A 13,506-nucleotide genomic window follows, 5' to 3' on the forward strand; every position below is an offset into this window, starting at 1 on the left:
CACTATGTGATATCTTGTGTTACTAATTGAATGTGATGTCTACTGTTATCTAGTTTTCAAAGAACACGTTTCGAAGGAATGATCCTTCAAAACTAAACAAGACAGGGAACGTTCTGTTTATAAGACCCAAGGTCTTATCTTCCGTAAATATCCTTAGAAAGGAGGTGATCCAGCCGCACCTTCCGATACGGCTACCTTGTTACGACTTCACCCCAATCATCTGTCCCACCTTCGGCGGCTGGCTCCATAAAGGTTACCTCACCGACTTCGGGTGTTACAAACTCTCGTGGTGTGACGGGCGGTGTGTACAAGGCCCGGGAACGTATTCACCGCGGCATGCTGATCCGCGATTACTAGCGATTCCAGCTTCACGCAGTCGAGTTGCAGACTGCGATCCGAACTGAGAACAGATTTGTGGGATTGGCTTAACCTCGCGGTTTTGCTGCCCTTTGTTCTGTCCATTGTAGCACGTGTGTAGCCCAGGTCATAAGGGGCATGATGATTTGACGTCATCCCCACCTTCCTCCGGTTTGTCACCGGCAGTCACCTTAGAGTGCCCAACTGAATGCTGGCAACTAAGATCAAGGGTTGCGCTCGTTGCGGGACTTAACCCAACATCTCACGACACGAGCTGACGACAACCATGCACCACCTGTCACTCTGCCCCCGAAGGGGACGTCCTATCTCTAGGATTGTCAGAGGATGTCAAGACCTGGTAAGGTTCTTCGCGTTGCTTCGAATTAAACCACATGCTCCACCGCTTGTGCGGGCCCCCGTCAATTCCTTTGAGTTTCAGTCTTGCGACCGTACTCCCCAGGCGGAGTGCTTAATGCGTTAGCTGCAGCACTAAGGGGCGGAAACCCCCTAACACTTAGCACTCATCGTTTACGGCGTGGACTACCAGGGTATCTAATCCTGTTCGCTCCCCACGCTTTCGCTCCTCAGCGTCAGTTACAGACCAGAGAGTCGCCTTCGCCACTGGTGTTCCTCCACATCTCTACGCATTTCACCGCTACACGTGGAATTCCACTCTCCTCTTCTGCACTCAAGTTCCCCAGTTTCCAATGACCCTCCCCGGTTGAGCCGGGGGCTTTCACATCAGACTTAAGGAACCGCCTGCGAGCCCTTTACGCCCAATAATTCCGGACAACGCTTGCCACCTACGTATTACCGCGGCTGCTGGCACGTAGTTAGCCGTGGCTTTCTGGTTAGGTACCGTCAAGGTACCGCCCTATTTGAACGGTACTTGTTCTTCCCTAACAACAGAGCTTTACGATCCGAAAACCTTCATCACTCACGCGGCGTTGCTCCGTCAGACTTTCGTCCATTGCGGAAGATTCCCTACTGCTGCCTCCCGTAGGAGTCTGGGCCGTGTCTCAGTCCCAGTGTGGCCGATCACCCTCTCAGGTCGGCTACGCATCGTTGCCTTGGTGAGCCGTTACCTCACCAACTAGCTAATGCGCCGCGGGTCCATCTGTAAGTGGTAGCCGAAGCCACCTTTTATGTTTGAACCATGCGGTTCAAACAAGCATCCGGTATTAGCCCCGGTTTCCCGGAGTTATCCCAGTCTTACAGGCAGGTTACCCACGTGTTACTCACCCGTCCGCCGCTAACATCAGGGAGCAAGCTCCCATCTGTTCGCTCGACTTGCATGTATTAGGCACGCCGCCAGCGTTCGTCCTGAGCCAGGATCAAACTCTCCGATAAAGTAGTTTGACTGACTACGCACATCGTTGTGCGATTTATTTAAAACTTGAATTAACAGGTACGTTTTGTCTTGTTTAGTTTTCAAAGATCATCACCACTCTCGATGAAGCAGCTTTATTAATATAACATTCAGCTCTCTGATTGTCAACAACTTTTTTTCAAAGTGTTTTGAGGCTTCTTGTTTTGTCTGCTGTTCATCAGCGACGTTTAATAATATAACACCTATAATTATTTATTGCAATAGTTTTTTTAAAAAAATCTATAAAATAATAAAACTGTAATCTTTTTTAATTCTATCTAACTTGTAATGCTTTTTAAAACATATATCTATTAATGAATATTTGCCACAGGCAATATCATCTTGTTGTTTTAACCTTTTTCTTGTATAGTAGAAACGAACTAAATATCCGATAACCACAAGGGGAGCATAAAAGCTGAGAGTGAGCGGTTCCGTTCTGACCCTTTGAACCTGTTAGTTAACGCTGGCGTAGGGATGTGGCAAAGTCAAATGAATTGCAGATTGTAAAGCAGTGCGTGGAACTTTCCTATCCTTCCGCGTGCTGCTTTTTTGTTGTCCTTTTGGATTGTCTATCAATGGAAGGGGATTTTTATGGCTCAACCAAGACAACTGGTTCGTCTTATTGAAATTGCAATCATGACTGCTGCTGCTGTCATTTTAGACATCGTTTCCGGAATGTTCCTCCGTATGCCTCAAGGAGGATCGGTATCCATCATGATGATTCCGATTTTTTTGATTTCATTTCGCTGGGGAGTTAAAGCAGGTCTTACCACCGGTCTATTGACAGGTCTTGTTCAAATTGCGATTGGAAATCTATTTCTTCAGCACCCTGTTCAGCTATTGCTTGATTACATTGCAGCGTTCGCCGCTGTTGGAATAAGCGGCTTTTTCGCTTCCGCTGTCCGCAAATCAGCTTTATCAAAAGCAAAAGGAAAATTGATTGTATCAGTGATTTGCGCAGTTTTTATCGGCAGTTTTCTGCGTTATGCTGCACATGTGATTTCAGGGGCGGTATTTTTCGGCAGCTTTGCACCAAAAGGAACGCCGGTATGGATTTACTCATTAACTTATAATGCTACTTATATGGTTCCATCATTCATCATCTGTGCGATTGTCCTTTGTTTATTGTTCATGACAGCTCCGCGCTTGCTGAAAACTGAAAAAGCTTAATCTAACAACCCCCAGCGGCCGTTCCGCTGGGGGTTGTTTTCTATCTTCTGTTAAGCAGATTTTTTAATGAAGCAAGATCCGGCCAAGCGAATCCTATTTCTTTCAAACTTTCTCCTGCGATTTCAAACCTATCCTGGGCTGCTCTTTCAGGTGAAAACGACTGATAAAATGTAATCGAAGGATTCTCTTCTACGACCCAAACAAACATGCTCGTAAAGCCATGATCAAGCAAAAAATCTGCTCCCTTTGTCAAAAGTGCTCTGCCTGCACCTTGCCGCTGTTTTTCTTCTAAAAGGTAAATGGCATATAACTCACCGTCATAGCCTTTCTGCTCTGTACGAATAGGACCAAAAGATGCAAAGCCGAATACTGAACCTTTATCATCTTCTGCCACAAAAACCCCCTTTAATGAACGGGTTTTCCATTTGGCTTCAAAATCGTTGTAGTTTAAACCATTTAAGTATTCAGCCGAGACAATGCCGCTGTATGTTGTCATCCAGCTGTCAACGTGCACTTTTGCGATGGCCTTTATATCATCTATTCGTGCTTCTCTTATAGTCACCATTCATTCTCTATTCCTTTCCGCAATGGTTATTCAGATTTTTGAACAGGTTTTGTTTCTTTTAATTCATTTGTCAGTTCGTTGATGCTCTGTTTGATGTTGCCTTTTCCTGAAAAGTTCTCAATCATTTCCTTTACGTCGATTCCCGAAGACGCTTTTAAGCTTTCTTGTAAGCTGGACATTAAGTTTGTCGCATAGCTTGTGACTTTGTTGGCGCCGCTTGAATCACCGCTGCCTCCTGTATCAACGACGGTGATCTTATCAATATTTGAAAGCGGTGCTGATACCTGTTTCGCGTATTCCGGAAGCATTTTGACAATCATATCGAAAATTGCAGCCTGACCGTACTGCTCAAAGGCAGCAGCAATTTTTTCTTTCGCTTCCGCTTCAGCAAGACCTTTTAAGCGAATAACCTCGGCCTCTGTCTCACCTTTTGCTTTTTCCGCTTCTGCTTTTGCAAGACCGTCAATTCTGACCCTTTCAGCTTCAGCCTTCGCCATCGCTTCTATGCTGTATTTCTTGGCATCGGCTTGGGCTAGCTGTTTGGCTTTTTCAGCAGCGGCAGATTGCTCAACTGAATAGCGGTCTGCATCCGCTTTTTTCTTTACTTCAGAATCATACTGGCGTTCACGGCGAAGTATTTCTTTTTCTTCTAATTCAATTTGTTTTTGCCGCTCTATAATCTTGACCTGCATTTCCTGCTCTGTGACCTGCTGGCGTGCTTTAGCTGTTTCCAAATCGTATGCCTGGTCAGCGTTGGCTTTTGCTGTATCTTGATCTCGCCGGTATTCAGCCATTTTAAGCTGATTGATTTTTTCAGCTTCCGCAATTTCCGTCGCTCGTTCAAGCTCTGATTTTTTGGCTTCTTTATCGGCTTCCGCCCGCTTAATTCTTGTTTCTTTATCAGCCTCTGCGGTTGCAATGTCAGCATCACGTTTTACCTGCGCAATTCTAGGTTTACCTAGTGATTCAAGATAGCCGTTTTTATCACGGACATCTTTAATGGTAAAGGAGACAATCACAAGGCCCATCTTAGCGAGATCCTGTGAAGCGACACGCTGCACTTCTTGGGAGAATTTTTCGCGGTTTTTATAAATTTCTTCTACTGTCATAGACCCGAGAATGGAGCGAAGGTGGCCCTCCAGTACTTCACGCGCCTCCTGCTCTCGGTCTTCTTTTGACTTTCCTAAAAATTGTTCGGCTGCTGTGGCGATTTCTCCGATCGATCCGCCGATTTTAATAATTGCAGTTCCGTCCGCCATTACAGGCACACCTTGCTCTGTATAAACTTCAGGAGTCGATACATCGAGTTTGCTTGATAACAGACTTAACGGCTCAGCCTGCTGAAAAACCGGAAGAACAAAGGTTCCTCCTCCGCGAACAATCTTCAGGCGGTTGCCTCCCTCATCAACATGAACATTTTTATTTCCAAGATAGCTTCCTGTAACAATTAACGCTTCATCAGGCCCTGCCGTACGATATTTTGTAATAAATACCGCTATAAGTGCAATGAGTAAAAAGAATACAACTCCGATGACGATGATAATCGGCATTGTCATATGACATTCCTCCTTGTTTTATAAAGGTTCATGCGGAGTGACTGAAAGAACTCCGTTTTTGACATCCACAACTAAGACGACTGTTCCGTAACTGATCTGTTCATTTTCAAAGCTGATCGCCGATTTTGAGATCGTACCGCCTATCCCTTCAATCAGCACTTCTCCAAATCCATCAACAGGAATAGCGGTTATGACTTTTCCGAGTCTTCCTCTAAGATCATCTTCCCGATAAGTCAATGATTCTTCTGCCGATGATAAAGGGACAAGCACAAATAAATGGAGCAATATCACCAGCAGCACTGAAAGAAGACAGGATAATAGAGCAATAATCAGGCTGGAGAGGGGGATAACTGTTTCGCCTATATATCCAGATGCGGAGAAAAATGTGAAAAATGAGAGCACCAATGTCGGGTTTAAAAATGGAATACCTTCTAACAGCCCTTCAAACACATCTCCGAAAAATAAAAATAGCAGCGTAAGGCTTCCGGCTATGATAAGGGTGTAAAGGTAAATCGTTTGGACAGGAACACCGTATAACTCCAATTTTCTCATCCTTTCTAAGCTGCTACTTTAACCGACGGCCGTCGTTACCTTTTATACGAGACACACAAGGAAAGGTTTCAAAATGTTTCGATAAATGCTCCCGACACAGTGCTTTATACATGATAAATGCCCTTATATATGGTAATGTTTTTTCAGGAGGAGATATGATGAGTATCTTTAATGAAGCCAGATTAGAAACATGGAATGAAGTCAAAGGACTTTCCGATGAAAAGCTGAATCAAAAGCCTTCTTCTGATGAATGGAGTATACGGGAAGTTCTTGATCATTTGAAGAAAATTGATATGACCGCCCAAAACATGCTGAAAGAACGAGTAAAGGAAGCGCCTATTAAGGAAATTGGGGAAAAACCGCTTACGGCTGCACAGGATAGAAGCAATAAACGGAAAGCGCCCGCCCATCTTGAACCAGATCATGATTTTATTTCAGGCAGCCAAATGAAACGGGAGCTTGATGTTGTAAGGGAGCAGTTAACAGCTGTTATTGCATCTCTTAAAGAAGAAGATTTCGAAAGAGTATTGCCGCATCCCTTGTTTCAAGAGCTGACCGTCAGACAATGGATCGATTTTATCGGCCATCATGAAAAACGCCACCTTAGCCAGATCAAAGAAATTAAACAAAAAGCAGAAAGAGTCTGATTTAATCAGACTCTTTCTGCTTTTTGTTTAATGTTCCGCTGATAGGAATGAACGATTATTTCGTCACCTGCATACACGGCACCGGGTCTCTCGACAATACATACAATACCTCTTATCCCCAACGCATGGCGGACAAAAGCCGGTGCAAGCTTTGGCTTGTCCGGATAATAAGACTGGATGACTTCACCCGGCTGGATACACGGATCATTTTCTCCCTCACACAGTAAAGCGGCGCCGCTCGGAAATATAAGCCGGCTTCCTTCTTTTAATGTTGTGAAATCAGGTATACCGCTGATTGCAACATTTGCACCGAGCCATTCTGGAAAAATACTCGGGACACCCATTTTCAAAGCAATTTCGTCACATTCTTCTGTTGAAACAATTGAGATTTGCCTGCGATTAAAAATCTCTGTTCCTCTTGAAAACATCGGCTCTCGGGCCCCAGCTTTTTTTGTCAGGCCGAAATGCAAGTCGCCGGGAATGCCGCCATAATCAAAATCGAGCTTGTCCATTTGTTTTGTTACAAAGCTTTCTGTATCTGCAACATATAAGCCTTCCGTTTTTGCAGTCATGCGTTTCCACATAAGCTTGCACCGTCCTTTGTCTTTAGGATTGTCACTTATGTTCAATTATCCAAAAAAATCCCGCTCTGTAAAGGAGCGGGATTATCGCATTATACAGTTTTTGGCGTAAGATTAAAGCAGCGTTTGTAGATCCAGTTATATGCTTTCTCATTTAAATCTCTAGGATTTCCGAAGGTTTGCGGATCTTTCATTGCTTCTTTTGACAAGCGCTCGATCATGTCAGGTGATACCCCTTGTTCTTCTAAAGTCGGTACTTCTAACTCTTTCACAAGATCGTACATCCAGTTGACAGATGCTTTTGCAGCTTCTTCTGTTGTCATCTGGCTTGTATCAATACCGAACGCTTTTGCGATGCGGGCAAATTTCTCCGGATAGCCCTTCCAGTTGTATTCCATAACAGGGCCCATCATTGCCGCCACACATTGTCCGTGAGCGACCGGGATAATACCGCCGAGTGTTTGGCTCATGGCGTGGGCAGCACCCGCTGATTCACTGCCGTAAGAAAGACCGGCAAGCATAGCAGCCTGTGCCATTCCGTATCTAGCTTCGAGATCTTCTCCGTCAGCAAATGCTCTCTTAATGTAGTGAGCGGCATATTCAATCGCCATCAAAGCCACTGCGTCTGTAATCGGCTGCGCAAATTTCATTGTGTAGCACTCAATGGCGTGAGCGAGAGCATCAATCCCCGTCATCGCTGTTACGTGCGGCGGCATTGAGACGTGAAGCTCTGGGTCAATCACAGTCAAATGCGCGGCAATCAGCGGACCGCCTGTGTTAAATTTGAATTCTCTTTCTTCATCTGTAATAACCGCCCATTGCGTTACCTCTGAGCCTGTTCCAGCGGTTGTCGGAATTGTCGTAAGCGGAGGAATGCGGTTTTCCAGCGGTTTCTTTCCTTCAGCTGCTTCATAATCAAGTACGCTTCCCTCGTGAGTCGCTTCTACTCCAATGGCCTTCGCTGTGTCCATGGAGCTTCCGCCTCCGACTGCCACCAAGCCGTTGCAGTTCTCTTTTTTGTACAGCTCGGAACCTTCATTTACAAGCCGTACAGGAGGGTTTGGCTCAACTTTATTAAAGAGCACCACTTCAATGCCTGCCTCTTTTAATGACTCGATCACAGGATCTACAACGCCCGCTTTATAAATTCCCGGGTCTGTAACAAGCAATGCTTTTGAAACCCCCAGTCCAGCTACTTCTTTTCCTGCGTGATTGATGGCGCCAATTCCGTGCTTAATCACAGTCGGAATTTCAAATGTGTGAAATTTATGCATGCTTTCTACTTTCATATTTAATGTCATAATCAATCTCCCCCTTTTATGAATTGAACCAATTAACCGCTGCCGGTTTTGTGTTGCGATATACATGTTTGACTTCTGTATACTCTTCAAGCCCTATTTTTCCAAGTTCCCGTCCGAATCCGGATTGCTTATAGCCGCCCCATGGCGCCTGTGCAAAGTACGGATGGAAATCGTTAATCCAGACCGTCCCCATTCTCAAACGGGCTGCTACACGTTCGCACTTTTCAATATCTTTCGACCATACAGCTCCGGCCAATCCGTAAATCGTATCATTCGCCAGTGAGATTACTTCTTCTTCAGAACTGAATGTCTCGACTGTTAATACTGGCCCGAATACTTCTTCCTGAACAATTCTCATGTCAGATGTACAGTTTGAGAAAATGGTAGGTTCATAGAAAAAACCATTTTGAAGTGCTGGATCTTCCGGACGTTTGCCGCCAGTCTCCAATTTTGCACCTTCTTGCAGTCCGATCTCTACATATTTTTCAACCTTTGCTCTGTGCTCCGCGGAAATGAGCGGACCGCTTTCTGTCTCTTCGTGAAAACCGTTTCCGAGTTTAATGCGTTTCGCCCGTTTGACAAGCTCTGCTAAAAATTGATCATGAATGTCTTCTTCTACAAGCAATCGGGACCCGGCGGAGCATACTTGGCCGGCGTGGAAAAATACAGCGTTTAGCGCCTGATCAACCGCGACTTCCAGGTCTGCGTCTTTGAAAACGATATTTGGATTTTTCCCTCCAAGCTCAAGCGCGATTTTTTTGACGTTGCCGCTTGCCGCCCGCATGATTTTTTTGCCTGTTTCAATTCCGCCTGTAAACGAAATTAAGTCAACGTCTTTGTTTACAGCAAGCTCATCACCCACTGTGGCGCCCGGTCCCAACACAAGGTTTGCGACACCTTTTGGAACTCCGGCTTCCTCCATCAGCTTAAAGACTTTCATTGTCGTCAGCGGTGTGATCTCACTCGGCTTCATGACAATTGTATTGCCTGCCGCTAAAGCCGGGGCGATTTTCCAGCTTGCTTGCAGAAGCGGATAATTCCACGGCGTGATTTGTCCGCATACGCCAATTGGCTCCCTGATGATTTTGCTTTCTGAATCAGGGATTGGAGATGAGATGATCTCTCCTCCATCTTTATCTGCCAGACCAGCATAATACTGAAAAACATTGGCGATATCGTCCATATCGGCTTTGCTTTCCTCAAGTGTTTTTCCCGTATCAAGGGATTCGAGCTCGGCCAGCTCGTCTAGATCGCGTCTGATTAATTCCGCAATTTTCAGAACTATTTTTCCGCGTTCAAGCCCTGAAAGAGAAGGCCATTCTCCTGTGTCAAAAGCTTTTCGTGCGGCAGCAATTGCTTTAACGGCATCCTCACGTCCGCCCTCGCTAACTGTTGCAATTTCTTCTTGATTAAATGGATTAATAATACTGCGGACCTGCCCTTTTTCGGCACTGATCCATTCACCGTCAATGTATAATGTTTGACTCATCTAAGTCCTCCTTGACGAAAATAAAGTTTGTTAAATAAAAATTTAATGTTTTTAACAACCTTAATCTAACATATGGTTTTTAAACTGTCAAAGCCCTAATTGTGATTTTTCGTTTTGACTTTTCTCTAGGTTTCGTTAAGATAAAGAACATAAAGAAATGACTTAACGAATTTAATTTTCTAAAGGAAAAGAGGGTCAGTATGGATGAAAATCCAGAATTTGCAGCTATAGAACAGGCACGGGATCTTGTTATTGACTCCATTGCTGAAACAATGGATCTTTACGGAATTACCCGAAGTGTCGGGATATTATATGGAACGATGTACATGCGGGACGAGATGACGCTTGACGAAATGCGGGAGGAGCTGCAAATGAGCAAGCCCAGTATGAGTACAGGTGTCAAAAAGCTGCAGGATTTAAATGTCGTGAAAAAGACATTTCACCGAGGCATCCGCAAGCACACATTTGTAGCCGAAAAAGATTTCTTTAAATTTTTCACAAATTTCTTTCCGCCAAAATGGGAACGGGAAGTTCAGGTGAATGTATCAGCAATTGAGGAGGCTCAGGCTGATTTACAAGAGGTATTGCAAAAGGAAACGCTCAGTGAGGAAATGAAGAATGAAGCGCAGCGTTTATACGAGCAGCTGGAAAGTTCTAAAGCCTACTACGATTGGCTGAAACGTCTTGCTGAATCAGTGCAGAGCGGAGAGATTTTTAAATTTATACCAATTGAAACAAAATAATTAAGAAACGTCTGGAAAACCGGACGTTTTTTTGTTTTTTCACTTTAATTACTACAAATTTTAAAAATACAGGAAAAACACCCCATTTACTTCCATTTTATTTGATGGTAATTTTATGTAGGTAAAATTTGTATTTGGCCTTTAAGAGGAGGTGGAAAAGCAGAGGCAGGCCTTTAATCTTTATCACTTATTAGGGGGAATTTTTGTTATGAAACGCAAGTTATTATCTTCTTTAGCTATCAGTGTATTAAGTCTCGGTTTACTCGTTTCTGCACCTTCAGCTTCATTTGCAGCTGAATCTAAGTCATCTTCTGCTCATACTGAGTCTACGATGAGAACTCAATCATCAGCTTCATTGTTTGCAACAATTACAGGAACGAGCAAAACAGAATGGTCTTTCTCTGATATCGAATTGACATACCGTCCAAACACGCTTCTCAGCCTTGGCGTAATGGAATTTACATTGCCAAGCGGATTTACAGCAAATACAAAAGATACGATGAACGGAAATGCATTGCGCGAAACACAAATCCTCAATAACGGTAAAACAGTAAGAGTACCTCTGGCTCTTGATTTATTAGGCGCTGGTGAATTTAAGTTAAAACTGAATAACAAAACACTTCCTGCCGCTGGTACATATACTTTCCGTGCAGAAAACAAATCACTGAGCATCGGAAATAAATTTTACGCGGAAGCCAGCATCGATGTGGCTAAGCGCAGCACACCTCCGACTCAGCCATGCGGCTGTAAGTAATCCCAGAGGGCCGGCTTTGTGCCGGTCTTTTTTACGTTTATTGACTTCTTTCTCCCGCTTTTCCCTCTATTTCCAGCTATCTTTTCACTTGTTTTAAATTTAAATTGACAAACACTAGAAACAGGAGTAAATTCTTGAGTGTTCAATTTCATAAAGTCTCTTTTACCGCTTAATCAAAAACGAACGGGGAAACCAATGATTGGCTGTTTCACAAAACGGCCTTGGGGTGAATCTTACTTAGTAAGAAGGGGTACTCTGAATCCCTAATCCGACAGCTAACCTCGTAGGCGTATACAGAGAGGAGGTCTATTGTGACCATTCTTTGTAATGGTCTTTTTTACTTCAAAACGCTAATTTTATTAAGGGAGTCTTGAACATTGGGAAGAATAAAAAACAAGCAATTTGCCGTAATCGGGCTTGGACGGTTCGGGGGAAGCATTTGCAAAGAGCTTCACAGAATGGGCCATGAGGTCCTTGCCATTGATATTAATGAAGAAAAGGTCAATGCCTTCGCTTCCTACGCAACCCATGCGGTCATTGCCAATGCCACTGAAGAAAACGAATTGCTTTCACTGGGAATTCGTAATTTCGAATATGTCGTTGTTGCTATTGGGGCGAATATTCAAGCGAGCACACTGACCACTTTGCTATTGAAAGAGCTTCACATTCCAAATATTTGGGTGAAGGCTCAAAATTATTATCACCATAAGGTGCTGGAAAAAATCGGCGCCGACCGCATTATTCATCCGGAAAAGGATATGGGCGTTAAAATCGCACAAAGTCTCTCTGATGAAAATGTCTTGAATTATATCGACTTATCCGATGATTACAGTATTGTTGAGCTGCTGGCAACACGAAAACTGAATTCCAAATCCATTCATGATCTGAATGTTAGAGCGAAATACGGATGTACCATCCTGGCAATTAAACATAATGGAGATGTTCGCCTTTCTCCTGCACCGGAAGAGATGATTTACGAACAAGACTGCCTGGTGATGATGGGTCATAAAAAGGATATTAAACGCTTCGAAAACGAAGGGATGTAGACAAAGGTGAGACTTCATAAGGAAACTGTAATCAAGTGGGTTCGTTTTTCTCCCCCGCAAGTGCTTGCGATTGGTTTTTTTCTTACTATTATTATCGGCTCTCTTTTGTTAAAGCTCCCGATTTCTACTGCGAAGCCGTTGTCATGGATAGATGCTCTTTTTACAGCGGCTTCTGCCACAACTGTTACCGGGCTTGCAGTTGTTGACACGGGGACAGAATTTACGGTGTTCGGGCAAACTGTCATCATGGGTCTGATTCAAGTCGGCGGGCTTGGCTTTATGACATTTGCTGTTCTGATCGTCATGATTTTAGGAAAAAAAATCGGATTGAAAGAACGAATGCTGGTCCGGGAGGCCTTAAACCAGCCGACAATCGGCGGCGTGATAGGCCTTGTCAAAGTCCTGTTTCTGTTTTCAATCAGTATCGAATTGATCGCCGCACTGATCTTATCCATCCGGCTTGTGCCCCAGTATGGCTGGGCGTCGGGATTGTTTGCCAGTCTGTTTCACGCGATATCCGCTTTTAACAATGCCGGTTTTTCTTTGTGGCCGGATAATTTAATGAGCTACGTTGGTGATCCTACAGTCAACCTTGTCATTACTTTCTTATTTATCACAGGGGGAATCGGGTTTACGGTGCTTTTTGACATCCTGAAAAATCGGCGTTTCAAAGCCTTTTCATTACATACGAAACTGATGCTTGCGGGAACGTTCATTTTAAATATTGCTGCTACGCTGATCATCTTTATTTTAGAGTACAGCAACCCCGGCACGCTTGGTTCCTTGCATTTACCAGATAAACTGTGGGCTTCGTATTTTCAGGCAGTGACGCCGAGAACCGCGGGCTTCAACTCTGTGGACTTTGGCAGCATGAGAGAAGGCACCATTGTATTTGTCCTGTTGTTGATGTTTATTGGAGCAGGAAGCGCCTCAACGGCGAGCGGTATTAAGCTGACTACTTTCATTGTGATTTTAATGTCTGTCATCGCTTATTTAAGAGGGCAGAAAGAAACAGTTATTTTCCGCCGTACCATAAAATATCCGATCATCGTTAAGGCCTTAGCAGTCAGTGTTATCAGCTTGTTCATCGTCTTTATAGGCATTTTTGTCCTGACCATTACAGAACAAGCGCCGTTTATCCAGATTGTTTTTGAAACCTTTTCCGCCTTCGGAACGGTCGGACTGACAATGGGGCTGACTCCCGAACTGACAACAGCGGGGAAATGCATCATTATTGCGATTATGTTCATCGGAAGAATCGGTCCGTTGACGTTTGTTTTTTCATTTGCGAAAACAGAAAAATCAAATATTCGTTACCCTGACGGCGAGGTGTTTACTGGGTGATGTTAAAAAAATCCGGCATATTACATGCCGGA

12 protein-coding genes, 1 rRNA gene and 2 riboswitches are annotated in these 13,506 nt (G+C 44.1%); of the genes, 6 read left to right on the forward strand and 7 right to left on the reverse strand.

Going from position 1 to position 13,506, the window contains the following annotated elements; genetic code table 11:
* Nucleotides 1-157: 157 nt before the first annotated feature.
* Nucleotides 158-1,707, reverse strand: a 16S ribosomal RNA gene (locus HC660_RS15585).
* A 409-nt stretch (nt 1,708-2,116) separates the two neighbouring features.
* Nucleotides 2,117-2,218, forward strand: a riboswitch (TPP riboswitch).
* Nucleotides 2,219-2,317: 99 nt separating this feature from the next.
* Here HC660_RS15585 and thiT point away from each other — a divergent pair.
* Complete coding sequence (thiT, locus tag HC660_RS15590; protein ID WP_168748605.1) at nt 2,318-2,896, forward strand: energy-coupled thiamine transporter ThiT; 579 nt, start codon at nt 2,318-2,320, stop codon at nt 2,894-2,896.
* Between the two features lie 40 nt (nt 2,897-2,936).
* Here the strand turns inward: thiT and HC660_RS15595 are convergent, their stop codons facing one another.
* Genes HC660_RS15595 through HC660_RS15605 form a run of 3 tightly spaced genes read right to left on the reverse strand, consistent with a single transcriptional unit; the run spans nt 2,937 to nt 5,560 of the window.
* On the reverse strand, nt 2,937-3,461 hold the full coding sequence (locus tag HC660_RS15595; RefSeq protein ID WP_168748606.1) for a GNAT family N-acetyltransferase: 525 nt from the start codon (nt 3,459-3,461) through the stop codon (nt 2,937-2,939).
* Between the two features lie 26 nt (nt 3,462-3,487).
* The gene (floT, locus tag HC660_RS15600; protein WP_010331616.1) at nt 3,488-5,017 is read right to left on the reverse strand and encodes a flotillin lipid rafts scaffold protein FloT; all 1,530 of its coding nucleotides are present in this window, start codon (nt 5,015-5,017) and stop codon (nt 3,488-3,490) included.
* Nucleotides 5,018-5,035: 18 nt separating this feature from the next.
* Nucleotides 5,036-5,560: an NfeD family membrane protein gene (locus HC660_RS15605; protein WP_168748607.1), complete on the reverse strand. Its 525-nt coding sequence runs from the start codon at nt 5,558-5,560 to the stop codon at nt 5,036-5,038.
* A 167-nt stretch (nt 5,561-5,727) separates the two neighbouring features.
* On the opposite strand from HC660_RS15605, the gene HC660_RS15610 reads away from it, so the two are divergent.
* The gene (locus tag HC660_RS15610) at nt 5,728-6,216 is read left to right on the forward strand and encodes a DinB family protein (protein ID WP_168748608.1); all 489 of its coding nucleotides are present in this window, start codon (nt 5,728-5,730) and stop codon (nt 6,214-6,216) included.
* A gap of 5 nt (nt 6,217-6,221) precedes the next feature.
* Here the strand turns inward: HC660_RS15610 and HC660_RS15615 are convergent, their stop codons facing one another.
* The 3 genes from HC660_RS15615 to betB form a co-directional block, all read right to left on the reverse strand.
* Complete coding sequence (locus tag HC660_RS15615) at nt 6,222-6,800, reverse strand: MOSC domain-containing protein (RefSeq protein ID WP_010331619.1); 579 nt, start codon at nt 6,798-6,800, stop codon at nt 6,222-6,224.
* An 89-nt stretch (nt 6,801-6,889) separates the two neighbouring features.
* A complete protein-coding gene (gene gbsB, locus HC660_RS15620; RefSeq protein ID WP_010331620.1) occupies nt 6,890-8,098 on the reverse strand; it encodes a choline dehydrogenase in 1,209 nt (402 codons plus the stop codon).
* 16 nt (nt 8,099-8,114) lie between these two features.
* Nucleotides 8,115-9,587 carry a betaine-aldehyde dehydrogenase gene (betB, locus tag HC660_RS15625; protein ID WP_168748609.1) on the reverse strand — a complete coding sequence of 491 codons (1,473 nt, stop codon included), beginning with the start codon at nt 9,585-9,587 and terminating at the stop codon, nt 8,115-8,117.
* Nucleotides 9,588-9,787: 200 nt separating this feature from the next.
* Between betB and cudC the strand changes: the two genes are divergently transcribed.
* From cudC to ktrB, 4 genes are all read left to right on the forward strand, one after another.
* The gene (gene cudC, locus HC660_RS15630; protein ID WP_010331622.1) at nt 9,788-10,330 is read left to right on the forward strand and encodes a transcriptional regulator GbsR; all 543 of its coding nucleotides are present in this window, start codon (nt 9,788-9,790) and stop codon (nt 10,328-10,330) included.
* Between the two features lie 208 nt (nt 10,331-10,538).
* On the forward strand, nt 10,539-11,084 hold the full coding sequence (bslA, locus tag HC660_RS15635; RefSeq protein WP_010331624.1) for a biofilm surface layer hydrophobin BslA: 546 nt from the start codon (nt 10,539-10,541) through the stop codon (nt 11,082-11,084).
* A gap of 156 nt (nt 11,085-11,240) precedes the next feature.
* A riboswitch (cyclic di-AMP (ydaO/yuaA leader) is annotated at nt 11,241-11,390 on the forward strand.
* Nucleotides 11,391-11,461: 71 nt separating this feature from the next.
* The gene (ktrA, locus tag HC660_RS15640; protein ID WP_010331625.1) at nt 11,462-12,130 is read left to right on the forward strand and encodes a potassium uptake protein KtrA; all 669 of its coding nucleotides are present in this window, start codon (nt 11,462-11,464) and stop codon (nt 12,128-12,130) included.
* A gap of 6 nt (nt 12,131-12,136) precedes the next feature.
* Nucleotides 12,137-13,474, forward strand: coding sequence for a Ktr system potassium transporter KtrB (ktrB, locus tag HC660_RS15645; protein WP_168748610.1), 1,338 nt, complete (start codon nt 12,137-12,139; stop codon nt 13,472-13,474).
* Nucleotides 13,475-13,506 lie beyond the last annotated feature (32 nt).

It is taken from the genome of Bacillus mojavensis, from assembly GCF_012648005.1.
Classification (GTDB): Bacteria; Bacillota; Bacilli; order Bacillales; family Bacillaceae; genus Bacillus; species Bacillus mojavensis.